Origin of the sequence: Flavobacterium sp. N2038 (assembly GCF_025947185.1) — a bacterium.
GTDB lineage: Bacteria > Bacteroidota > Bacteroidia > Flavobacteriales > Flavobacteriaceae > Flavobacterium.
Genome location: NZ_CP110001.1, coordinates 73,041 through 96,428, shown reverse-complemented (window position 1 = coordinate 96,428; position 23,388 = coordinate 73,041). Strand labels below are relative to the sequence as shown.

General features: G+C 34.4%; 21 protein-coding genes and 2 riboswitches. Of the genes, 20 read left to right on the top strand and 1 reads right to left on the bottom strand.

Annotated elements, in window-relative coordinates:
• Positions 1-38: 38 nt before the first annotated feature.
• The 10 genes from OLM51_RS00355 (at position 39) to OLM51_RS00310 (ending at position 10,997) form a co-directional block, all read left to right on the top strand.
• Positions 39-1,343: an O-acetylhomoserine aminocarboxypropyltransferase/cysteine synthase family protein gene (locus OLM51_RS00355; protein ID WP_264552453.1), complete on the top strand. Its 1,305-nt coding sequence runs from the start codon at positions 39-41 to the stop codon at positions 1,341-1,343.
• Between the two features lie 253 nt (positions 1,344-1,596).
• Positions 1,597-2,685 carry an aspartate kinase gene (locus OLM51_RS00350; RefSeq protein WP_264552452.1) on the top strand — a complete coding sequence of 363 codons (1,089 nt, stop codon included), beginning with the start codon at positions 1,597-1,599 and terminating at the stop codon, positions 2,683-2,685.
• A gap of 555 nt (positions 2,686-3,240) precedes the next feature.
• Positions 3,241-3,444 (top strand): hypothetical protein, encoded by a 204-nt coding sequence (locus tag OLM51_RS00345; RefSeq protein WP_264552451.1) that lies wholly within the window; start codon positions 3,241-3,243, stop codon positions 3,442-3,444.
• A 187-nt stretch (positions 3,445-3,631) separates the two neighbouring features.
• Positions 3,632-3,740: riboswitch (SAM riboswitch) on the top strand.
• A 79-nt stretch (positions 3,741-3,819) separates the two neighbouring features.
• Positions 3,820-4,803, top strand: a complete 984-nt coding sequence (locus OLM51_RS00340; RefSeq protein ID WP_264552450.1) for an alpha/beta fold hydrolase — start codon at positions 3,820-3,822, stop codon at positions 4,801-4,803.
• 1 nt (position 4,804) lies between these two features.
• Entirely contained in the window at positions 4,805-7,219 is a 2,415-nt protein-coding gene (thrA, locus tag OLM51_RS00335; RefSeq protein ID WP_264552449.1) for a bifunctional aspartate kinase/homoserine dehydrogenase I, read from the top strand.
• A 223-nt stretch (positions 7,220-7,442) separates the two neighbouring features.
• A complete protein-coding gene (locus OLM51_RS00330) occupies positions 7,443-7,868 on the top strand; it encodes an OsmC family protein (RefSeq protein WP_264552448.1) in 426 nt (141 codons plus the stop codon).
• A gap of 142 nt (positions 7,869-8,010) precedes the next feature.
• Positions 8,011-9,183 (top strand): trans-sulfuration enzyme family protein, encoded by a 1,173-nt coding sequence (locus OLM51_RS00325; RefSeq protein ID WP_264552447.1) that lies wholly within the window; start codon positions 8,011-8,013, stop codon positions 9,181-9,183.
• A gap of 96 nt (positions 9,184-9,279) precedes the next feature.
• Positions 9,280-9,807 (top strand): alpha/beta hydrolase, encoded by a 528-nt coding sequence (locus tag OLM51_RS00320; RefSeq protein ID WP_264552446.1) that lies wholly within the window; start codon positions 9,280-9,282, stop codon positions 9,805-9,807.
• Between the two features lie 130 nt (positions 9,808-9,937).
• Positions 9,938-10,441: an RDD family protein gene (locus OLM51_RS00315; protein WP_264552445.1), complete on the top strand. Its 504-nt coding sequence runs from the start codon at positions 9,938-9,940 to the stop codon at positions 10,439-10,441.
• Positions 10,442-10,586: 145 nt separating this feature from the next.
• Entirely contained in the window at positions 10,587-10,997 is a 411-nt protein-coding gene (locus OLM51_RS00310; protein WP_008466594.1) for an RrF2 family transcriptional regulator, read from the top strand.
• Between the two features lie 69 nt (positions 10,998-11,066).
• Here the strand turns inward: OLM51_RS00310 and OLM51_RS00305 are convergent, their stop codons facing one another.
• Positions 11,067-11,849, bottom strand: a complete 783-nt coding sequence (locus OLM51_RS00305; protein WP_264552444.1) for a sulfite exporter TauE/SafE family protein — start codon at positions 11,847-11,849, stop codon at positions 11,067-11,069.
• 278 nt (positions 11,850-12,127) lie between these two features.
• Between OLM51_RS00305 and OLM51_RS00300 the strand changes: the two genes are divergently transcribed.
• The 10 genes from OLM51_RS00300 (at position 12,128) to OLM51_RS00255 (ending at position 23,383) form a co-directional block, all read left to right on the top strand.
• Positions 12,128-13,060 (top strand): sulfite exporter TauE/SafE family protein, encoded by a 933-nt coding sequence (locus OLM51_RS00300; protein WP_264552443.1) that lies wholly within the window; start codon positions 12,128-12,130, stop codon positions 13,058-13,060.
• A 27-nt stretch (positions 13,061-13,087) separates the two neighbouring features.
• Positions 13,088-13,798, top strand: coding sequence for a phosphoadenylyl-sulfate reductase (locus OLM51_RS00295; protein WP_264552442.1), 711 nt, complete (start codon positions 13,088-13,090; stop codon positions 13,796-13,798).
• Positions 13,799-14,049: 251 nt separating this feature from the next.
• Entirely contained in the window at positions 14,050-14,949 is a 900-nt protein-coding gene (cysD, locus tag OLM51_RS00290) for a sulfate adenylyltransferase subunit CysD (protein WP_035645595.1), read from the top strand.
• A 145-nt stretch (positions 14,950-15,094) separates the two neighbouring features.
• Positions 15,095-16,339 carry a sulfate adenylyltransferase subunit 1 gene (locus tag OLM51_RS00285; RefSeq protein ID WP_264552441.1) on the top strand — a complete coding sequence of 415 codons (1,245 nt, stop codon included), beginning with the start codon at positions 15,095-15,097 and terminating at the stop codon, positions 16,337-16,339.
• Positions 16,340-16,420: 81 nt separating this feature from the next.
• Positions 16,421-18,511, top strand: a complete 2,091-nt coding sequence (locus tag OLM51_RS00280; protein WP_264552440.1) for a HEPN domain-containing protein — start codon at positions 16,421-16,423, stop codon at positions 18,509-18,511.
• The gene (gene cobA, locus OLM51_RS00275; RefSeq protein ID WP_264552439.1) at positions 18,504-19,277 is read left to right on the top strand and encodes a uroporphyrinogen-III C-methyltransferase; all 774 of its coding nucleotides are present in this window, start codon (positions 18,504-18,506) and stop codon (positions 19,275-19,277) included. Before OLM51_RS00280 ends, cobA begins: the two co-directional genes overlap by 8 nt.
• Positions 19,278-19,406: 129 nt before the next feature.
• On the top strand, positions 19,407-19,988 hold the full coding sequence (locus OLM51_RS00270) for a bifunctional precorrin-2 dehydrogenase/sirohydrochlorin ferrochelatase (protein WP_264552438.1): 582 nt from the start codon (positions 19,407-19,409) through the stop codon (positions 19,986-19,988).
• 95 nt (positions 19,989-20,083) lie between these two features.
• On the top strand, positions 20,084-21,136 hold the full coding sequence (locus tag OLM51_RS00265) for an NAD(P)/FAD-dependent oxidoreductase (RefSeq protein ID WP_264552437.1): 1,053 nt from the start codon (positions 20,084-20,086) through the stop codon (positions 21,134-21,136).
• Between the two features lie 150 nt (positions 21,137-21,286).
• Entirely contained in the window at positions 21,287-21,514 is a 228-nt protein-coding gene (locus OLM51_RS00260) for a hypothetical protein (protein WP_264552436.1), read from the top strand.
• Positions 21,515-21,906: 392 nt separating this feature from the next.
• Positions 21,907-22,023, top strand: a riboswitch (SAM riboswitch).
• A 355-nt stretch (positions 22,024-22,378) separates the two neighbouring features.
• On the top strand, positions 22,379-23,383 hold the full coding sequence (locus tag OLM51_RS00255) for a homocysteine S-methyltransferase family protein (RefSeq protein WP_264552435.1): 1,005 nt from the start codon (positions 22,379-22,381) through the stop codon (positions 23,381-23,383).
• Positions 23,384-23,388: the final 5 nt, after the last annotated feature.

The window sequence follows — 23,388 nt, the reverse complement described above, 5'->3', positions numbered from 1 at the left end:
AATATATAGTATTAACAATATCTAAAAACTAAGAAATCATGAGTACACAAAAATTTGCAACAAACGCACTACACGCAGGACACGACGTTACCAAAAATGCAGGAACAAGAGCAGTGCCAATTTATCAGACATCATCTTATGTCTTTAATAATTCTGATCACGCTGCCAATTTATTTGGTCTTGCCGAAGCTGGATTTATTTACACCAGATTAAACAATCCAACAAACGATATTTTAGAACAACGACTCGCAGCACTTGAAGGCGGAATAGGAGCAGTGGTTACAGCCTCTGGAGCTTCTGCAATTTCTACAACATTATTGACTTTGCTAAAAGCAGGCGATCATATAGTAGCTTCTAATAGTTTGTATGGAGGAACATATAACCTTTTAAAAGTGACTTTGCCAAGATTAGGAATTACGACCACTTTTGTAGATCCTTCAAAACCGGAAAATTTTACTAAGGCGGCTAAAGAAAACACAAGAGCATTTTTTGTTGAATCATTGGGGAATCCAAAATTAGATGTTTTGGACCTGAAAGGAATTTCGGCAGAAGCCAAAGCATTCAAAGTGCCATTTATTGTAGATAATACAGTTGCGACACCTTATTTATTAAACCCAATTAAATATGGCGCCGATATTGTAATTCATTCCTTAACTAAATATATCTCCGGAAACGGAACTTCATTAGGAGGTGTTATTATCGATGCCGGAAATTTTGACTGGTCTAACGGAAAATTTCCTGAGTTTACGGAACCATCAGCAGGATACCACGGATTAGTATATCATGAAGCTTTAGGAAATGCGGCCTTTATTGCAAAAGCCCGAATTGAAGGTCTGCGTGATTTTGGTGCTGCTTTGAGTCCGTTTAATGCCTTTCAGATTATTCAGGGATTAGAAACACTTCCCATTCGAATTAAAAAACACAGCGAAAATGCTTTGGCTCTGGCTGAATGGTTAGAGAAACGAGAAGAGGTGGTATGGGTAAATTATCCGGGTTTAAAATCAAGTAAATACAATGATTTAGCCAAACAATATTTACCGGAAGGTCAAAGTGGCGTTATCACTTTTGGACTAAAAGGCGGGTTTGATGCAGCCAAAAAAGTGGTAGACGAAACAAAACTTTTCTCACTCTTAGCCAATATTGGTGATACAAAATCACTCATTATTCACCCGGCGAGCACAACCCACCAACAATTGTCTGATGAAGAGCAACTGGAAACCGGAGTTTCAAAAGATTTGATTCGCCTTTCTGTTGGGATTGAGGACATCGATGACTTAATTGCTGATCTGCAAACTGTTTTTGAAAACATCACGCAGTCACAATATAGCATCAATAAAAATTAGGTTTTTTTGTTTTTTGTTTGAAAAATTGCCTTTAGCAGTGTGAGTTCTGCTAGAGGTGATTTTTTATGAAAAGATTTTTCACCATATAACAATTTACCATATAAGTAATATAAGTTCATCTTAGTAGAGGCGCACTGAAGTGCGTCTAATTCGAAAACACAGTGCGTCTAAAATTATAAACATTGATATTAAATGAACTTACATCACTTATATGGTTCAATAAAATTAGATATGTTTTAAAAAAATTAAAATTATGTCAAAGCTTAAAATAAATATTATCCTTTTCGGGATTGGGAATATCGGAAGTACATTAATTAATCAAATTATTGAAAGTCAGGAGTTTTTTCTTCAGAGTAAAAATATCGATTTCCACTTTCCAATTATTACCAATTCTACAGTTGCTTTTTTCGAGAAAGAAGGTGTTGGATATGCCTGGGAAACTAATTTCAGAGAATTAGCTGTTCCTTTTAAGGTCGAAGATATTGTTGGGTTTGCAAAAGAGAATGAATTTGAAAATCTTATTGCAGTAGATGCCACAGCCAGCGATGAACTGATTGGCCATTATAATACCTTAATAGAAAACGGATTCAATATTGTAGCGGTAAATAAAAAAGCCAATACATTGCCAATTGATTTGTATAAACAATTAAGAGAAAATCTAAAAAAATACGACAAAGAGTTTTTGTATGAAACTTCGGTAGATACAGGTTTTCCGGTTTTACAAACTTTAAGAGATTTGTATTATTCGGGCGAAAAAATCACCAAGATCAGAGGCGTTTTCTCGGATCATCTGAGTTATGTTTTTAATCGTTTTTCCAACGAGGATAATTCTTTTTCGTCCATATTAAAAGATGCCAGCTTATTAGGATTAATGCGTTCGACCTTTAAAGAAGATTTATCTGGAAATGATACTGCAAGAAAACTACTGATTTTGACAAGAGAAATTGGGAAGGATTTTGACCTTTCAGATATAAAAATCAATTCTATTATTAAGGAAGAGCATTTAGAGAAAAACGGAATCCTTAATAAAGATGCCATTGACAAATCGTTTAAAATTGAAAAAATTGCGCAATCAGACGATCATGTGCTGCGATATATAGGAGAATTTGATGTAGCTAAAAATAAACTCGAAGTAAAATTAGTATCAGAACCTGTTACATCTGCGATAGGTCAGTTAAAAGGTTCAGATTCTATTTTCGAAATTTACACGCAATCTTATGCTGAGGTTCCAATAGTAATTAAAAGCGCTTCACCATGCAAACAGGCAATTTCCAGAGGTATAATCACTGATATTTTAAAAGTAGCAGAGAAAATAAAAAATAAGGAAGCAGTTTGGCTTTAAGTGGTTTTAAAATAATAGAATAATAGTTCTTTGACAGATTGAGACAGAAAAGTTAGTTAATTTTTTGTAAGATAAAACTTCTTTATTGTTAAATGTTAATTTTGTAAGATGTTTTTTAACGATAAAAAGATGTTTTTTAACGTTTTTTTCGAATAATTAAGCTTTTATAACTTGGTAAATAAAAAAAAAAATCGCAAATTTGTAAGGCAAGTAAGATCTGTTAAAAACAGTCGCTTAATTGTTAAATAAAATGATTGCTTTTAGATCTTAATCAAATCAAAAAGCCAACTAATAGAAAAAATAAATGCAAGATTTTTTTAAAATAGCAAATAAATCACAGATGAATAAATCCCTACAGATGAACAAGATGTTTAACGTCGCACGTATTTGTGTATGCGTCTGTTGATACTAAAAGTATATATAAGTTGTAAAAAACTTAAACCCTTTTGGTATTAAAAACCCAAAAGGGTTTTTTTATTCCATTTATCTGGCATAACAAAGAATTAAAGAAAAAGTAAAGATTATAAAACGCAAACTAACTTAAACTTAAATATCATGAGCACATTAAACTACTTATCAAAAACATTTTTGACATTGAAAAGCTTGAGAGCTAAAAGAAACAATCCGCCACCGCCAACCAATGAATTAGTTCATCCTAGATTCGGAATAACTGAGACAGACAAAAAAGAGGTGAAAAAAGAAGCTGATTCTTTATTGTTTTTGATGTATTCAAAAGAGAATGAAACACTTTTTATTTAAATTAAAAAGTATCATAAAATAGGGTGAAACCTGCATAATTTTACTGGGCAAATTGTTCGGTAAATTTTTGCGTATAATAGTTTTTGATTGAATAATGTTTAAGAAATCGAGGAATCGTTTCAATAAAATTTGTTTGTTTAAGAAATTAGTAGTTAATTTGTACCTTTAAGTTCAAAAACGTATTGAAATGTTATAAAGAAAGGACGAGGGATTAGACCCGATGAATCCTTAGCAACCCTTCGTTAAGTCGAAGAAGGTGCTGCATTCTACCACGCCCAAACGTGGAAAGATAACAACAAGAATTTTTCTAGTTTCAACTTCTAGACTTTCTTTCTAATATTTCCACATACAAATCAATAATAAAAAGATTTGAAATTGGAAAATATACCAAGTCCCATTATAATTCAGGATTTCATCACAGAAAGTGGTGCGATATATTCATCATTACCGTTAAGTTTTACACTTTCCGGCTTGCCTTTGCATACCGCTCCAATCGTTTTGGTAAATCATGCCTTAACAGGAAATGCGCAAGTTACCGGAGAAAATGGCTGGTGGAATGATTTAATTGGCGATGAAAAAACGATCGACACTACTAAATATACCGTTTTGGCATTTAATGTTCCCGGAAACGGAAACGATTCGTTTGAAATCGAAAATTATCTGGACTTTACAACAAGAGATATTGCGAGCATTTTTATTAAAGGTTTAAAGGCTTTAAAAATTGAGCAGGTGTTTGCCATAATTGGAGGCTCTGTTGGAGGCGGAATTGCATGGGAAATCCTTGCATTAGAGCCAAACATTACAGAACACTTAATTCCGATTGCAACCGACTGGAAATCGACCGACTGGATGATTGCCAATTGTTACCTGCAGGAGCAAATCCTGAACAATTCTTCAAAACCGGTTGAAGACGCCAGAATTCATGCCATGTTGTGTTATCGTTCTCCGGAATCATTCAAAGAAAAATTTAAGAGAACCGTTCATTCTGATCTTTCAATCTTTAATATAGAAAGCTGGTTGGCACACCACGGCAGGAAATTGCAGAAACGGTATCAATTGTCATCTTATAAATTGATGAATCAATTGCTGAAAACCATCGATATTACCAGAAATAGTGATGATTTTGAAACCTTACTGTCTAAATCAAATGCATCGATTCATATCGTTGCCATAAACTCAGATTTGTTTTTTACACCAAAGGAAAATCTGGAAACTTATAATGAATTAAAAAAGTTTAAAGAAAATGTTACGTACAGCGAGATTGATTCTGTTCACGGGCATGATGCTTTTTTAATCGAGTACAAACAATTAGATCATTTACTTGCCGATATTTTTAAGGCAGAAACAATAGCAAAATAAAATGAAAGTATTAAAATTTGGAGGTAAATCGTTATCAAACGGAGAAGGGTTAAATAAAGTAGTTTCAATCATTTCAGATAAAATAAATCAAGGTGAGCAAATAGCCGTAGTAGTTTCTGCACGCGGAAATGCTACAGACGAATTGGAAGATATCTTGAGAATTGCAGCTAAAAACGGAAATTATAAACCATTATTAGAAAGCTTCAAAGCATATCAGATTTCTGATTTTACTCAGGTTGATCTGTCTGAAGAATTTAATATTCTGGATAAACTTTTTGAAGGTGTGAGTCTGATTGGAGATTACAGCAATAAAATTAAAGATCAGATTTTGTCTAAAGGTGAATTACTTTCGGCTAAATTATTGACTGCGATCTTGGTTGAAAAAGGGATTCCTGCAAACTTTGTTGATACACGGGAATTACTTAAAACCGATTCGAAATTTGGAGATGCTCAGCCTTTAGAGCAGCTTTCTAAGAAAAACGTAATCAATTATTTTAAACTTCATAACGGAGAAACGGTAAATATCGTTACAGGTTTCATTGGTTCAAACAATAACAACGACACTACAACTTTGGGAAGAAACGGAAGTAACTATACGGCTTCGTTGATTGCAAATTATCTAGATGCCGAAGAGTTGCAAAACTTTACACACGTAGACGGAATTTACACAGCAAATCCAGATTTGGTTGCCGACGCTAAAAAGATCGAATTTTTGTCGTTTAATGAAGCAAATGAATTAGCAAATTTTGGAGCAACAATTTTGCATGCCAAAACCATTATTCCATTATTAGAAAAAAATATTCCGCTTCGTATTTTAAATACGTTTAATCACGAAAATCACGGGACATTAATTACTTCAAATTCTCAAAAAGAAGGAATCAAAACACTTTCTGTTTTAGAAAATGTATCATTGGTGAATTTGGAAGGTCGTGGATTATTAGGGAAATCTGGAGTTGATGCCCGAATCTTTAAGGTGATGGGTGATCACAATATCAGTGTAAGTATCATTTCACAAGGTTCTTCAGAAAGAGGAATCGGATTGGTTGTGGCAAAAGATAAAGCTACACTTGCAATGGTTGAGTTAGAAAAAGAGTTTGAAAACGACTTTTATTCTAAAGATGTAAACCAGATTACAGTAACAGATAATGTTTCGGTAATTTCAATTATCGGGCAGGACTTGAGCACTTTTCACAAACCATACACAGCATTAATCAAAAATAAAATAGTTCCAATTTTATTCAACAACACTGTCACAGGTAAAAACGTGAGTTTGGTTGTCAAAAAAGAAGAATTAAACAAAGCACTTAATGTAATTCACGGGGAGATTTTTGGAGTTTCTAAAAAAATCAACATCGCTATTTTTGGTCACGGATTAGTTGGCGGAACTTTAATCAATCAGATTTTAGAATCGGCTGCAGCGATCGAAAAGCGTAAAGATGTTAAGCTGAATGTATTTGCAATTGCAAATTCTAAAAAATTGCTTTTAAATAAAAATGGCGTAACTTCAAGCTGGAAAAATGATATTGCAGCAAAGGGTGAAGCTTACACAATACAAGATATTATTGCTTATGCAAATGAATATCATTTAGAAAACTTAATTGCGATTGATAATACAGCAAGTGCAACTTTCGTAGAAAACTATATTCCGCTTGTAGAAAGCAGTTTCGACTTAATTTCTTCAAATAAAGTAGCCAATACATTGACGTATGGTTTTTATAAAGAATTGAGAAAAGCTTTAGCAGAAAACCAGAAAAATTATTTGTACGAAACCAATGTTGGTGCAGGGTTGCCATTAATTGATACGATAAAGTTACTGCATCTTTCAGGTGAAAACATCACTAAGATTAAAGGAGTTTTCTCTGGAACATTGAGTTACTTATTCAATAATTTCTCTGCAAAAGACGCTCCGTTTAGCGAAATTCTGCAGGAAGCGATCGATAACGGATATACAGAACCAGATCCTCGTGAGGATTTATGCGGAAATGATGTAGGAAGAAAATTATTGATTTTGGCAAGAGAATTAGATTTGCAAAATGAGTTTGAAGAAATCTCAATTCAAAACTTAATTCCAGAACATTTACGTGAAGGAAGCGCTGCTGATTTCTTAACAAAATTAAAAGAGTTTGACCCAATTTATGCTAAAATAAAAGCAGATCAACAGCCAAATCATGTATTAAGATACATTGGTGAATTGTCTGGTGATTTACAAAATGACAAAGGAAACCTGGAAGTAAAATTAGTTTCAGTACCATCAGATACGGCTTTAGGCGGATTAAAAGGTTCTGATTCTTTCTTTGAAATTTACACCGAATCATACGGAGATCGTCCAATCGTTATTCAGGGAGCCGGTGCAGGTTCTGCGGTAACAGCGAGAGGAGTTTTTGGAGATATTTTGAGATTGTCTGATAAAGGATAATTTGATTTTAGATTATAGATTGCAGATTTTAGATTGAGTCTAGTTTGTTATTTCGAGGAACGAGACTCGAGCGATAGCGAATAGGCGAAGCAAATCTCACACGAAACTCCGTAATCAAAATCGCCAATCTTTGTCGAATCCCGAGTGTGATTTCTCCTTTCAGTCGAAATGACAAGATTGTGAAAACCACACAGGAAAAACAAAACAAAAAAATAACAACACAATGAAAGTAACCTTAAACAGAGTAAACGACGCGTTTCATTTTAAACTCAAAAATGAACGTGGTCATGTAGTTGATGTGGACAGCAGAGCCGAATTTGGCGGAAGCGATTTAGGTGCAAGTCCAATGGAATTAGTATTGATGGGAGTTGCGGGATGCAGTGCTATTGATATGATTTCGATTTTAAAAAAGCAGCGTCAGGAAATCACTTCTTTTAATGCTGAGGTCGAAGGAGAGCGTGTGCAGGTTGGAGAAGCAAAACCTTTTAAAGAAATTAATGTCATTTTTCATTTAGAAGGGGATATCAATCCTGAAAAAGCTAAAAAAGCAGCACAGCTTTCTTTCGAGAAATACTGCTCAGTTTCTAAGACAATCGAACCAACAGCAACTATTAAATACAAGGTTGTCCTGAACAACGAACAATTATAGAATTAGAAAATTAGTCAATTTGAGAATTAGATAATTTCTCTAAATGGTTTGAATTTTAAGTTCGGTAACAACTTGAAACTTGAAACCTGACACGAGGCTTTAGCCGAATTGGCGAAGCAAACAAAAAAAACAAAACAACACAATGAGTACAGAAGAATTTGGTTTTGAAACACAAGCCATCAGAACACAATTAGAAAGATCTCAGTATTTAGAGCATTCGGTGCCATTATACTTATCGTCAAGCTTTGTATTTGAAGATGCCGAAGATATGAGAGCTTCTTTTACAGAAGAAAAAGAAAGGAATATTTACAGCCGTTTCAGCAATCCAAACACAACTGAATTTGTAGAGAAAATTTGCAAAATGGAGGGTGCTGAATCTGGATATGCTTTTGCAACAGGAATGGCTGCAGTATATTCTACGTTTGCTGCGTTATTAAATTCTGGAGACCATATTGTTTCTGCTAGTAGTGTTTTTGGTTCTACTCATGCTTTGTTTATGACTTATTTTCCAAAATGGAACATCGAAACTTCTTATTTTGAGATTAATAAGCCAGAAACTATTGAAAGTTTTATCAAGCCAAACACCAAAATATTATACGCTGAGTCTCCGACAAATCCAGGAGTTGATGTAATCGATTTGGAATTGTTGGGTAATATTGCCAAAAAACACAATCTGATTTTAATAATCGACAACTGTTTTGCGACGCCATATTTACAGCAGCCAATTAAATTTGGCGCACATTTGGTAATACATTCTGCAACTAAATTAATCGACGGACAAGGACGAGTTTTAGGTGGAATTACAGTTGGAAACGCTGATTTAATCAGACAGATTTATCTGTTTTCAAGAAATACTGGTCCGGCTTTATCACCGTTTAATGCCTGGGTTTTATCTAAAAGTTTAGAAACATTGGCAGTTCGTGTGGACAGACATTGTGAAAATGCCTTAAAAGTGGCTGAGTTTTTAGAAAGCCATCCAAATGTAAACAGTGTAAAATATCCGTTTCTGAAATCGCATCCACAATATGAGATTGCAAAAAAACAAATGAAAGCGGGTGGAAACATCATCGCATTTGAAATTAAAGGTGGAATCGAAGCAGGACGAAAATTCTTAAACGCGATAAAACTTTGTTCGTTATCAGCAAATATTGGAGATACAAGATCGATTGTTACACATCCGGCATCAACAACGCACAGTAAATTATCTGAGGAAGATCAATTAGCGGTTGGAATCACACAAGGTTTAGTTCGTGTTTCTGTTGGTTTAGAAACTGTTGAAGATGTTATTGCAGATTTGAAGCAGGCGCTTGATTAAACATAAAATATAATAAATTTAAGGGCTATTTTTTTAATAGCCCTTTTTTGTATTTTTAATATAGCTTTTTTAATACATTTTAGTTTTTTGTAGAATATGGTAAAACCAAGATTACTGTTATTGTCGGACTTATTTGGAGGTAATCCCGAATGGATTAAATGTTATGTTGAGATATTAAATTCCAAATTTGATGTTCAATATTATGATGTTTTAAAATTAGCTAATATAAATTCTTCACATGATGAGACCGATATTCATAATCAATTTTTAAATGGAGGTATGGATAGAGCGGTAGAGCGTTTACTTCGATTAGAAACAAAAAGGGTAACAATTCTGGGATTTAGTATTGGCGGAACAATTGCATGGAAAGCAGCTTTAAAAGGTTTAAAAACAGATTGCTTGTTTGCAGTTTCATCAACCAGATTAAGATATGAAAATGAATTGCCAGAATGTAGTGTCAAATTATATTTTGGGGAGAAAGATTTAAATAAACCCAATCCCGAATGGTTTTTGAATTTAAATGTTTCCTATAAAAGTTTCGATAACCAAAAACATCAATTGTATTTGGAAAATAATAATGCTCAATTAATTTGTGATGACATTATGCTGACATTCATAAAGTAACTTTTTTTTGCTGTAAATGAATTAGTGTTAAAAATTGCCAATTCTTTTAGTGGTTATTTCAGTAAAAAATATATTTTTGCTGTTAATAAAGACAAAATTTACTAATCAAAACAAATAAATTTAACCACAAATGAGCAATTCTACTTATGTCTTAGATGACAAATTAATGGTGTCTGTTGGGGCACGTTTTCTAAATTATATTATTGATCTGATAGCTATTATGGTTCTCCTAATCGGGTTTGGAGTTTGTGTCGGAATCCTTACGGCATTATTTGATATGAATTTTTTATCAATATGGATTGATGGCTTAGGAGATTTTGGATGGAATGTTATCGCGATTATCCTAACTTTAATTTATTACATTTTAATGGAAGGGTTTTTTGGAAGAACACTCGGGAAATTTGTGACCGGAAGTGCTGTTGTAGATGAAAATGGAGAAAAACCGGATTTTGGAACTATAATTAAAAGAAGTCTATGCCGTTGTATTCCGTTTGATGCTTTAACTTATTTGGGAGGTTCAAGAGGATGGCATGATTCTATTTCTGATACCTATGTAGTAAATAAAAAAGCTTTGGCAGAAGAAGTGAAAACTTTTCATGAATTCAATTTGATAGGAATAAAGGAGGGAAATTAGTTAAACTATACTAAATTAGTAGAATATAAACTTCCAATCTGTTATTATCTCATTTAAAAAGTTTATTTTTGTTGCAGAAAAATAAGGAGACTGTTTTTTAATGCGCGCAGCAAAGAAGTTGCAGTCGACAATCTAAAATATAAAAATGCTTTCAAAGAAAACAAAATACGGAATTAAAGCTCTAACTTACCTAGCCAGACGTGAAAATAACGAACCTGTACAAATAGCTGAAATTGCAAAGAGCGAACACATTTCGATTAAGTTTTTAGAAAGTATTCTGTTGCTTCTTAGGAATTCTGGTTTTCTTGGTGCCAAAAAAGGCAAAGGCGGAGGGTATTATCTGATCAAAGATCCTAAGGATATCAGTATGGCAAAAGTCTATCGTATTCTTGAAGGGCCAATTGCTTTACTTCCTTGTGCAAGTCATAATTTCTACGAAAGATGTGATGACTGTGATGATGAATCAACCTGTGCGGCAAGACGTTTAATGACAGAAGTTAGAGATAATACACTTAAAATATTAGAAAGTAATTCGTTGGCAGATATTGCATTTTAATGATTTACTTTAAAAATAAAAAATGACCATTTCACATTTCTGAAATGGTCATTTTTTATTGTAATATTCTCAAAAGATAAGTTTATATCCGGCCATAAAAAGCATTACAGCGATCGAATTTCTAAGAAATGAATCAGGAACTTTTCCGCTTAAACTACTTCCTAAATATATTCCGGGAAGTGATCCTAGTAATAACTGCCCTAATAAAGCTAAATCTAAATTTCCCATAGAAGCATGACCAAGGCCTGCAACAAGTGTTAAAGGTACTGCATGAGCGATTTCTGTTCCTACCAAACGAGGTGTAGGTAAAAGCGGATAAAGGAAAAATAAGGTTACAGTTCCCAATGCTCCGGCTCCAATAGAAGTTAAGGTTACAGTTGCGCCCAATAGAATTCCAATTCCAATCGTCAGCATGTTTTGAGTGGTACTTTCACTGTGGAATTTGTCTCCCGCATGTTTTTGAGAGAAATTTAAGAGCTTCTTTTTGAATATAATAGCAATTGAAGTAAATAATAACGCCCAACCTAAACTATACTTAATTACGCGATTGATAGTTTCAATATCGGTTTTAATACTGTTTAGTATCCACAAAGTAGCTAGTGCTGCAGGAACACTGCCTAAAGTAAGCCAACCAGTAATTTTCCAGTTGATATTGCCCTTTTTGTTGTGAACGAATACGCCTCCGGCTTTTGTAAAAGCCGCATAAAGTAAATCGGTTCCAACGGCTTTAGTTGGTGGAATGCCAAAGTATAATAAAATGGGAGTCATTAAAGAACCACCTCCAACACCAGTTAATCCAACAATAAATCCAACGACTAAACCCGCAATGACAAGACCAATCTGAAAATCCATAAAAAAAGTTTGGCGCTAAAATACGACATTTTTATAATTATCCTATAGATGTTGTAGAGATTAAAATTTCTATTTAATACGCAAGCATTTTAAGAATTTATATTGTTTAAATATCCGGTAAAACTGTATTATTTGTGAAATTAATTCCTCCAGGTTTTAAATATCTCTTTTAGAATGTAATATGGGAGTAATTAGTGCTTTAAAAAAATCGAAATATTGTTTTGATTATTACAAATAAGTAGTATTTTTGCAAAGTAATCTATTAACCCGATAGGGTAATGGGTTTGAAAACAAATTCAATCGCTGGTATGGAGAAAGAACTGAAAATAAATAGTGCAGGCTTTAAGTCAGACACGTCAATAAAAGAAAAACTTTGGGTTGTAATTCCTGTTGTTTTATTAGTAGGTTTATTATCAACATTGATTTACAATCATTATACAGAGTTTTCTATAGAAAGCTTTATAGCGGGATTTAATCAGGAGTTTTTAATCTTTTTTGCCATTGGAGTTTTTGCTCAATTAGTTGACGGGACATTAGGAATGGGTTACGGAGCTACTTCAACCTCATTTTTATTGGCTTATGGAGTTCCGCCGGTTGTAAGTAGTACTGCGGTTCACGTATCTGAAATGTTTACAACGGGGGCGTCGGCACTATCACATCACCGATTTGGAAATATCAATAAAAAACTGGTAAAACATTTATTGATTCCGGGTGTTTTAGGTTCTATTATAGGGGCTTATTTATTATCAGATGTTATAAATGGAGATGTTATCAAGCCATTTATTGCAGTTTACATGATTATTTTAGCAGTTATCATTATCAAAAAAGCGCTGAAAAAAAGTATTGTAAAAAAGAAAACCAAAAAATTAGGCGCTTTGGCTCTTTTTGGAGGTTTTATGGATTCAGTTGGAGGCGGAGGCTGGGGGCCAATCGTAACTTCAACATTATTAGGAAGAGGGAGAAATCCAAGATATACTATTGGTTCAGTAAATGCAGCTGAGTTTGCAATTTCATTTGCGAGTGGTATAACATTTATGCTTTTTGGCGGAATTCATGGCTGGCAAGTGATTATCGGACTGATTTTAGGAGGAGTGATTTCAGCACCATTAGCAGCATATTTAGTAAATAAAATCAAAAGAAAACCAATGATGATTGCGGTTGGTATTCTAATTATATTATTGAGTTTAAAAACATTATCTAAATTATTTTAAAAATAATTTTAGAAAAGAAGAAAGATTATGAGTGCGATTATTGTACAAGAACTATTAGAGAAAACTAATGACTTTTCGCTTGACGAAACCTTAGTTTTTTTAGCAAAAGAATTTCCGGGAAAAGTGATTTTTTCTACTTCTTTCGGTCAGGAAGATCAGGTAATTACAGATTTTATAGCAAAAAGCAATACTGACATTACCATTTTTACTTTAGATACTGGAAGATTATTTCAGGAAACTTACGACGTTTTTCACAAAACATTAAAAAAGTATAAAAGACCTATTGAAGTTTATTTTCCTGAAGCAGCAGCTGTAGAGAATTTACTAAAAGCAAAAGGACCAAACAGCTTTTACGATTCAGTTGAAAATAGAAAAGAATGCTGTTTTATTCGAAAAGTGGTTCCGTTAAGGAAAGCTTTGGCAGGAAATTCAGTTTGGATTACGGGATTAAGAGCAGAACAATCAGAAAACAGACAAGATTTACATTTGTTTGAATACGACGGAAACTTCGAAATCATAAAATTTAATCCGTTACTAAAATGGACTTTAGAAGAAGTTGAAACGTATTTATCTGAAAACAATGTTCCGCAAAATGCATTGCACAAACAAGGTTTCGTAAGTATTGGATGTGCGCCTTGTACGAGAGCGATTTTCCCTGGCGAAGATATCAGAGCCGGAAGATGGTGGTGGGAATCAAGCCATAAGGAGTGTGGTTTGCATAGTGCTAAGAAGGAATAAAGAAGCAAGAGGCAAGAATATAGAGAATAGAATAAAGAGTATAGATTTTAAGTCCCGGAGGGACAATTTATATTGTAGCGTCGGGTTTCAACCCGATGGAGACGGAAGATTTATATTGCAATGTTGGGTTTCAACCCAATGGAGAATAAAAAGAATAGAATAAAGAGTGGAGATTTTAGGTTAGGTGAAAAACTTGAAACTTTAAACCTGAAACAAAAAATTCCACAACAAAAATATCAAACAAAAAAACAATGAGTTCAGTATTAAAAACAAACGCTTTAGAGAGTGAAGCGATATACATTTTCAGAGAAGTAATTTCACAGTTTGACAAACCGGTTTTACTTTTCTCAGGAGGAAAAGATTCTATTACATTAGTGCGTTTAGCACAAAAAGCATTTTTCCCTGCAAAAATTCCGTTTCCTCTATTGCACGTTGATACGGGACACAATTTCCCTGAAACAATAGCATTCAGAGATAAACTGGTAGAAGAGTTAGGGTTAGAGTTAATTGTTCGTAATGTACAGGATGCTATTGATGAAGGAAAAGTAGTAGAAGAAACAGGGAAATATTCTAGTAGAAACAGCCTGCAGACAACAACACTTTTAGATGCAATTGAAGAATTTAAGTTTGATGCTTGTATTGGTGGTGCACGTCGTGATGAAGAAAAAGCAAGAGCTAAAGAACGTATTTTCTCAGTTCGTGATGATTTCGGACAATGGGACGAGAAAAATCAAAGACCTGAGTTGTTTGATATTTTAAATGGAAAAATAGAAAATGGACAAAACGTTCGTGTTTTCCCAATTTCAAACTGGACAGAATTAGATGTTTGGAGTTATATCGAAAAAGAACACATCGAAATTCCATCAATCTATTTTTCACATAAAAGAAAAGTTTTTTTGAGAGACGGTTTAATCTGGTCGCATTCTCCTTTTGTGTACCAAGAAGAAGACGAACAAATCGAAGAAAGAATTGTTCGCTTCAGAACCGTTGGAGATATGAGTTGTACAGCAGCAGTTGAATCTTACGCAGCAACAATAGAAGAAGTTGTAGGTGAAATTAGAGAATCAACGATTTCAGAAAGAGGAGCCAGAATTGATGATAAACGTTCTGAAGCCGCAATGGAAAAGAGAAAACAACAAGGATACTTTTAAGTTGTTGGTTGATAGTTTTTAGTTGATAGCTTAAAACTTCAATAATTACAACAACATAAAAAAGTAGATTAAATATTTTGATGGTTTTAGTTGATGTTTTAGAAAAACCAACAACCATAAACCAACAACCAACAACATAAAAAGAATGGAAGTTTTAAAAATAGCAACAGCAGGGAGTGTAGATGACGGGAAAAGTACTTTGATCGGGAGATTATTGTATGATACAAAATCATTGACGACTGATAAAATAGAAGCAATCGAAAAAAGCAGTAAACAAAAAGGTTATGATTATCTTGATTTTTCTTTGGCAACTGACGGATTAGTGGCAGAGAGAGAACAAGGAATCACGATTGATGTTGCGCATATTTATTTTTCGACTGCAAAGAAAAGTTACATTATCGCCGATACTCCGGGTCACGTAGAATATACAAGAAACATGGTTACAGGAGCTTCAACTTCTCAGGTTTCTATTATTTTAATTGATGCGAGAAAAGGCGTTATCGAGCAGACTTACCGTCACTTTTTCATCAATAATTTATTGCGAGTAAAAGAGGTAATTGTTGCGATTAACAAAATGGATTTAGTTGATTATTCTGAAGAAGTTTTCAATAAAATCAAAGCAGATTTCCAGGCATTAAATGCAAAAAGCACATTCAAAGAGCAAAACGTAAGTTACATTCCGTTAAGTGCAATCAACGGCGGAAACGTGGTTGATAAATCAGAGAATATGCCTTGGTATGACGGACAAACGGTATTGGAACATTTAGAAGGATTGCATGCTCATGATGTTTTTGAAGCAGGAAAAGCACGTTTTCCGGTTCAGACAGTTATTCGTCCAAAAACAGAAGAATACCACGATTTTAGAGGTTACGCAGGAAAATTATACGGAAACTCAATCAAAGTTGGAGATGCTGTAACGGTTCTTCCTTCTTTAACAGAGTCAAAAGTTTCTAAAATTCACTTTTTCGATAAAACATTTGATGAAGCCGTTGCAGGTTCTTCAATTACAATCGAATTAGAAAATGATATCAATGTAACGAGAGGTGACATGATTGTAAAATCAGATGAACTTCCAAAAATTGAAAAAGATATTACCACAACAGTTTGTTGGATGGACAGTAAAAAACTGGTTCCAGGAACTAAATATTTAGTACAGCATAATACAAACAGAGTTTTAGCAAAAGTAGAAAGCATCAAAAATACAATTGCTACAGATTACTCAGGAACGACAGAAGCTTCACAATTAGCCATCAACGAAATTGGAGAAGTAACGATCAAATTAAGCAAACCGTTATATTTTGATTCATACAACGAAAACAAATCAAACGGAGCTTTCATCTTAATTGATACAGCAACAAACACAACAGCAGGAGTAGGATTCATTCGCTAGTTGATAGTTGATGGTTTTTGGTTGATAGTTATCTGCCAGCAAACCAACAACCAACAACTGACAACCAACAACTAAAGAGAAATGGAAAGTTTTAGAACAGAAATAGAAAATCCGGTAGTTCAGAAGGAAATTATCGAATTAGAAAAAAAGATTCATTTATTCCGTGGAGGAAAAATTGATGATGAGCGTTTTCGTAGCCTTCGTTTAGCGCGTGGAATCTACGGTCAGCGCCAAGAAGGTGTTCAAATGATTCGTATCAAACTGCCTTATGGAAAAGTGACCAGCGAGCAATTAGTACGTATTACACAAGTTTCTGATGAATATTCTACAGGGCGTTTGCACATTACAACACGTCAGGATATCCAGATTCACTATGTGAGTTTAGACAGAACACCAGAACTTTGGGCAGATTTGGCTAAAGACGATATTACGCTTCGTGAAGCTTGTGGAAACACAGTAAGAAACATTACAGGAAGTGAATTGGCTGGAGTTGACGTAAACGAACCATTTGATGTTTCGCCTTATGCACACGGACTTTTTCAATATTTATTGAGAAACCCAATTTGTCAGGAAATGGGACGTAAATTCAAAATTTCGTTCTCTTCTTCAGACGAAGATACCGCTTTGAGTTACTTGCACGATTTAGGATTTATTCCGAAAATTAAAGACGGACAAAAAGGTTTCAAAATCATGTTTGGAGGAGGTTTAGGATCTCAGCCAGCACATGCCGAATTACTTTCAGAGTTTGTTCCAGTTAACGAAATCATTCCAACAGCAGAAGGAATCATCCGTATTTTTGATAGATACGGTGAACGTGCAAAAAGAATGAAAGCGCGTATGAAATTCTTAATCAAAGAAATGGGAAGAGATGTTTTCCTTGATTTGGTTGAACAAGAGAAAAAAGCCATCGCTTTTGAAACATATGAAATTGATACAACTGCTTTTGATGGACCAATCCCAGAACCATTATTAGAAGTTCCGCAAGTTACAATCGAAGATACTGCAGCTTATGAAGCTTGGAAAAATTCGAATGTTATCAAGCAGAAACAAGACGGTTATTATGCCATTGGAATCAAGGTTTTATTAGGAGATTTTTATACTGATAAAGCCAGATTATTAGCCGCTTTAATTAAAAATTACGCAGCAAATGAATTACGTTTTTCATTGCGTCAAAATATTGTAATACGTCACGTAAAAGAAGCCAATTTACCATTCTTTTACCAAGAATTAGCCAAGTTGGATTTTGTTCAGCTAGGATATAATTCAGTTGGAGACATTACGGCATGTCCGGGTACAGATACTTGCAACTTGGGGATTGCAAGTAGTACCGGTATTGCAGAAGAATTAGAAAGAGTTTTAACGGCTGAATATCCTCAGTATTTAAACAACCGCGAAATCGAAATCAAAATTTCAGGCTGTATGAATGCTTGCGGACAACATAATATGTCTGCAATTGGATTCCAAGGAATGTCTATCAACTCAGGAAAACTAGTAGCTCCGGCTTTACAGGTTTTGCTTGGCGGAGGAAGATTAGGAAATGGAGCGGGACGTTTTGCTGATAAAGTAATTAAAGTGCCTAGTCGTAGAGGTCCTGATGCATTGCGTACCATTTTAAATGATTTTGATGCTAACGGAAGCGGACAAAAATTCCTTGATTATTATGATACAAAAGGAGAAAAATATTTCTACGAAATTTTAAAACCTTTCGCAGATGTAACCAATTTAACAGAAGCAGATTTTGTGGATTGGGGTAACGCAGACAATTACGTAAAAGCAGTTGGAGTTGGAGAATGTGCCGGAGTTGTGATCGATTTAGTAGCAACATTATTGTTTGAAGCTAAAGAGAAATTGTTTTTAGCTCAGGAATCTTTCGACGAGAAAAAATGGTCAGATGCAATCTATCATGCTTACGCAGGATTTGTAAATGGAGCAAAAGCTTTATTGTTGTCAGAAAACCAAAAAACAAATCACCACGCAGGAATTGTAGACTTGTTTGATACTGTTTTTATTGAAAATAATAAAATCGAATTAAACTCAACTTTTAAAGACTTGGTTTACCAAATCAATAAAAATGAACCATCAGAAGCTTTCGCTAAAGATTACATTGCTCAGGCAGTAGTTTTCTTTGACAAAATTGAAACTTTCAGAGCTCAGGAATTAGAAAATGCTTAATATAAAACCCAAAATAACTTTAGTCGGTGCAGGTCCGGGCGATCCCGATTTACTTACGCTAAAAGCTGTAAAAGCATTGGCTGAAGCTAATGTGGTTTTGTACGACGCTTTGGCCAATGAAGAAATTCTGGATTATGCGCCTAAAAATGCGATTCGAATTTTTGTTGGAAAAAGAATCGGAAATCATGCTTACACGCAGGATCAAATCAATCAATTGATTGTGGATAATGCTTTGACTTACGGAAATGTGGTTCGATTAAAAGGCGGAGATCCGTTTATTTTTGGAAGAGGAAGCGAAGAAGTAGAATTTGCAGAAAGTTTTGGAATAGAAACTATTGTAGTTCCTGGAATTTCATCTGTAGTTGCAGTTCCTGCAAGTCAGGGAATTTCGATTACAAAACGAGGCGTTTCAGAAAGCTTTTGGGCGATTACCGGAACAACATCTGATAGAAAATTATCTTCAGACGTGGCTTTAGCGGCGCAATCATCAGCAACAGTTGTGATTTTGATGGGAATGCACAAATTGCCTCAAATTATCGATTTGTTTCAAAAAGAAGATAAAGGGAATTTGCCCGTTGCAATCATCCAAAACGGAACAACAGCAGAAGAAAAAGTAGGTGTAGGAACTGTAGATTCGATTCTAAATATTGTAAAAGAAAAAGAACTAGGTTCGCCAGCCATTATTGTTCTTGGAGAAGTTGTAAGAGAAAGCAATAAATTAAAAGGATTTTATGAAGAATTTCTATCAAAAGAAATCGCAAGATAAAGTTCCGAAAGAACGATTCATATTGTAGCGCCGGATTTTAATCCGGGGAAAACGATAAACATTGCAATATTAGATTTTCCTAATGTTCAATAAAATCATCTAATTTTGTTTAGATGAAATTAAATTAAAATGGAACAAAACGAATTATATCCAATATTTCTAAAGCTTCACAATTTAAATGTATTGATTGTAGGCGGAGGTAATGTAGGACTGGAAAAGCTTTCTTTCTTGCTAAAGTCAAGTCCGAATGCAAATGTTGAGGTTGTTGCACCTAATTTTCATTTAGAAATTCAGGTTTTAGCAGAAAATCATCCTTCGATAACATTGACAAAATCGAAGTTTAAAAAGAAAATGCTCAAAAAGCGCCATATGGTTATCGCTTGTACGGATAATCTGGAAGTAAATAAAAGAGTATACGATTTAGCAAGAAAGCGTTATTTGATTTGTAACATCGCTGATACACCAGATTTATGTGATTATTATTTGGGCGGAATCGTAACAAAAGGAAATGTGAAAATAGCCATTTCGACTAACGGAAAGTCACCAACAACGGCAAAAAGACTTCGGGAATTTTTTGAGGAAGTAATCCCGGAAGATATCAATCAAATGGTTGAAAATCTAAATGAATACCGAAAAAGCCTAAAAGGTAATTTTGAAGAAAAAGTGAAAAGGATGAATGAAATTACCGCTTCACTAAAAAATAGAGAGTAAAAATTTCCAAAGAAATGAATGATAAAAATCATTGAAAATAGAATAAATTATTCGTTCCTTTGTATTATTAAGAATGATTATAAACAACAACCATAATGATTAAAACAGATATACTTATAATTGGAGCAGGACCAACAGGTTTATTTGCCGTATTTGAGGCAGGATTGTTAAAATTAAAATGCCACATTTTAGACGCCTTGCCACAAGCAGGAGGGCAGCTATCAGAGTTATATCCAAAGAAACCTATTTATGATATTCCTGGATTCCCAGAAGTATTAGCCGGAGATTTAATTGATGGTTTGCAAGAGCAAATCAAACAATTTGAGCCAGGTTTTACTTTAGGTGAGCGTGCAGAAACGATCGAGAAACAAGAAGACGGATCATTTATTGTAACATCAAATAAAGGAACTAAATTTCATGCGCCGGTTATTGCAATCGCTGGAGGTTTAGGAAGTTTTGAGCCTCGTAAACCACTTATCGAAGATATCGAGTTTTATGAAGATAAAGGAGTAAAATACTTCATCAAAAATCCTGAGAAATTCAGAGACAAAAGAGTTGTTATTGCAGGAGGAGGAGATTCAGCATTAGACTGGAGTATTTTCTTGGCAAATGTAGCTTCAGAAGTAACTTTAATTCACAGAAGAAACGAATTTAGAGGGGCTTTAGATTCTGTAGAAAAAGTACAGGAATTAAAAACAGCTGGAAAAATCAAATTAATCACTCCGGCAGAAGTTATCGGAATCAATGGTGCTGAGCACGTTGAATCATTAGATATCGAAGAAAACGGTGCACACCGTAAAATCGAAACCGATTATTTCATCCCACTTTTTGGATTAACACCAAAATTAGGTCCAATTGGAGACTGGGGATTAGAAATCGAGAAAAATGCCATCAAAGTAAACAATGCTTTAGATTACCAAACAAACATTCCGGGAATCTTCGCCATTGGAGACGTTAATACCTATCCAGGAAAATTAAAGTTGATCCTTTGCGGATTCCACGAAGCAACTTTAATGTGCCAAGCAGCTTACCAAATCATCAACCCAGGTAAAAAATACGTATTGAAATATACAACAGTTTCTGGTGTTGACGGTTTCGACGGAACTCGTAAAGAAGCTCCGAAAGCAGTCGTGAAAGCGATAGTTTAATCGAAGGTGCTGAGGTTCTAAGGGACTTAGGTGCTAAGGTTTTTATATACAAAGCTCAAACTTTTAGTTTGGGCTTTTTTATGCTTAGTCCCTTAGCATCTCAGAACCTAAAAAAAAAACGTATCTTTGTAATTATAAATTTTGATTATCATGAATTTAGAGGCTAGAAAATATCAATTTATTCAAGAATTGGTTAAGGTGGAAGATGAGAGAGTTTTGGAAAAACTGGAATTGGTTTTGAAAGCAAATCAAAATGATTGGTTTGATGATTTATCAGAATCAGAGAAAGCTGAAATTCAGATTGGACTCGACCAAGCTGAAAAAGGAGAAGTTGTAAGCCACGAAGATGTTATGAAAAGATTTTCGAAATGGCATTAAAATTTATATGGACCAAACAAGCTGTAAAAGGATTTAATAAAGTTGTTGATTATCTAGAAGCAAAATGGACATCAAAAGAGATTTTAAACCTAGAAAATAAAATCTAGCAAGTAATAAATCAAATCAATCTTAACCCCAATCAATTCCCAAAATCCGAAAAAAATAAGTCACTATATAAAGCAATTGTAGACAAAAACAATTATTTGGTTTACAGCATTGACAAAGAATCCAATATCATTACAATTATCAATTTTAGAGGAACTAAACAAAAACCTAAACACTAAGATTATAAACTTAGAACCTTAGCATCTTAGCCTCTCAGCATCTTAAAAAAAAACATTTGCAAATCGAAACCCTATTTCATACCTTTGCACTGTTCTTAAAATTATTGTCAGTTATCACGAAAGGCGGAGGGATAGACCCGATGAAACCTTAGCAACCCTTTATCATAAAGAAGGTGCTAAATTCTACTTTATACGACATTTTCCAGTATTAAAGATAGATAACACAAATACATACTCGTATTTCTCAAAACTTTTCCAGACAACATACAATATTTACTGAAACAGATTCTGTATCAGGAGCGAATCATTGGCGCATTTTTGCAGTCAGTAGTTCCCGCTTTACGTTGCAATCTTTTGCTTTTTTAAAGAAAAAAATCAAAAGGATTTCCACTTCAATCGGGGCTAATGAGCTAGCAATAGGGCACTTTTGGAATTAATGTAAAAAAATATCGAAGGTCAAACCCGACAGGTTTTAAAAACCTGTCGGGTTTAAAAGAACCTTCACAATCATAATAAAAAAACTTAGCATCTTAGTCCCGATAGCTATCGGGATAGTCTTAGAAGCTAAAAGAAAAAAGCCATGGCAATAACAATTCAAGAAGCAATAAAAAAAAATATCCTAATCCTTGACGGAGCAATGGGAACAATGTTGCAACGCTATAATTTCTCCGAAGAAGATTTCAGAGGAGAGCGTTTCAAAGATTTCCCGCATCCGTTAAAAGGAAACAACGATTTACTATCCCTAACACAACCACAAGCGATTCGCGATGTTCATGCCGCTTATTATGAAGCTGGTGCTGACATCGTAGAAACGAATACTTTCTCCGGAACTACAATCGGTATGGCCGATTATCACATGGAAGATTTGGTTTACGAGTTAAACTACGAATCGGCAAAAATCGCAAGACAAGTAGCCGATGAATTTACCGCAAAAAATCCCGAAAAACCACGTTTCGTAGCAGGTTCAATTGGACCGACAAACCGTACAGCAAGTATGTCACCAGATGTAAACGATCCAGGTTACAGAGCGGTAACTTTTGACGATTTACGAATTGCCTATAAACAACAGGCAGAAGCATTGATGGACGGTGGTTGCGACTTACTTTTGGTAGAAACGATTTTTGATACTTTAAATGCAAAAGCTGCACTTTTTGCGATCGAAGAAGTGAAAGAAGAACGTAACCTTGATATTCCAATCATGGTTTCAGGAACGATTACAGATGCTTCAGGAAGAACACTTTCGGGGCAGACAGTTGAAGCGTTTTTGATTTCAGTTTCGCATATTCCGTTATTAAGTGTAGGATTCAATTGCGCACTTGGAGCCGATTTGTTGAAACCGTATTTAAAAACATTAGCACATAACACAAGTTTTAATGTTTCGGCGCATCCAAATGCAGGATTGCCAAATGCTTTCGGACAATACGATGAAACACCAGAACAAACTCAGGCTTTCATAAAAGAATATTTAGATGATAATTTAATTAATATCATTGGCGGTTGTTGCGGAACAACTCCAGATCATATTCGATTAATGGCTGAGGTTGCGAAGGATTACAAGCCTAGAGTGGCACCGGTTATTGAATAATTTTA

Coding starts and splice junctions, on each gene's coding strand:
- OLM51_RS00280 (WP_264552440.1), top strand. CDS start 16,421: ATGGAAAGTTTTAGAACAGAAATAGAAAATCCGGTAGTTCAGAAGGAA.
- OLM51_RS00305 (WP_264552444.1), bottom strand. CDS start 11,849: ATGGATTTTCAGATTGGTCTTGTCATTGCGGGTTTAGTCGTTGGATTT.
- OLM51_RS00350 (WP_264552452.1), top strand. CDS start 1,597: ATGTCAAAGCTTAAAATAAATATTATCCTTTTCGGGATTGGGAATATC.
- OLM51_RS00330 (WP_264552448.1), top strand. CDS start 7,443: ATGAAAGTAACCTTAAACAGAGTAAACGACGCGTTTCATTTTAAACTC.
- OLM51_RS00300 (WP_264552443.1), top strand. CDS start 12,128: ATGGGTTTGAAAACAAATTCAATCGCTGGTATGGAGAAAGAACTGAAA.
- cysD (WP_035645595.1), top strand. CDS start 14,050: ATGAGTTCAGTATTAAAAACAAACGCTTTAGAGAGTGAAGCGATATAC.
- OLM51_RS00270 (WP_264552438.1), top strand. CDS start 19,407: ATGGAACAAAACGAATTATATCCAATATTTCTAAAGCTTCACAATTTA.
- OLM51_RS00355 (WP_264552453.1), top strand. CDS start 39: ATGAGTACACAAAAATTTGCAACAAACGCACTACACGCAGGACACGAC.
- OLM51_RS00315 (WP_264552445.1), top strand. CDS start 9,938: ATGAGCAATTCTACTTATGTCTTAGATGACAAATTAATGGTGTCTGTT.
- OLM51_RS00325 (WP_264552447.1), top strand. CDS start 8,011: ATGAGTACAGAAGAATTTGGTTTTGAAACACAAGCCATCAGAACACAA.
- OLM51_RS00255 (WP_264552435.1), top strand. CDS start 22,379: ATGGCAATAACAATTCAAGAAGCAATAAAAAAAAATATCCTAATCCTT.
- thrA (WP_264552449.1), top strand. CDS start 4,805: ATGAAAGTATTAAAATTTGGAGGTAAATCGTTATCAAACGGAGAAGGG.
- OLM51_RS00345 (WP_264552451.1), top strand. CDS start 3,241: ATGAGCACATTAAACTACTTATCAAAAACATTTTTGACATTGAAAAGC.
- cobA (WP_264552439.1), top strand. CDS start 18,504: ATGCTTAATATAAAACCCAAAATAACTTTAGTCGGTGCAGGTCCGGGC.
- OLM51_RS00265 (WP_264552437.1), top strand. CDS start 20,084: ATGATTAAAACAGATATACTTATAATTGGAGCAGGACCAACAGGTTTA.
- OLM51_RS00295 (WP_264552442.1), top strand. CDS start 13,088: ATGAGTGCGATTATTGTACAAGAACTATTAGAGAAAACTAATGACTTT.
- OLM51_RS00310 (WP_008466594.1), top strand. CDS start 10,587: ATGCTTTCAAAGAAAACAAAATACGGAATTAAAGCTCTAACTTACCTA.
- OLM51_RS00285 (WP_264552441.1), top strand. CDS start 15,095: ATGGAAGTTTTAAAAATAGCAACAGCAGGGAGTGTAGATGACGGGAAA.
- OLM51_RS00320 (WP_264552446.1), top strand. CDS start 9,280: ATGGTAAAACCAAGATTACTGTTATTGTCGGACTTATTTGGAGGTAAT.
- OLM51_RS00260 (WP_264552436.1), top strand. CDS start 21,287: ATGAATTTAGAGGCTAGAAAATATCAATTTATTCAAGAATTGGTTAAG.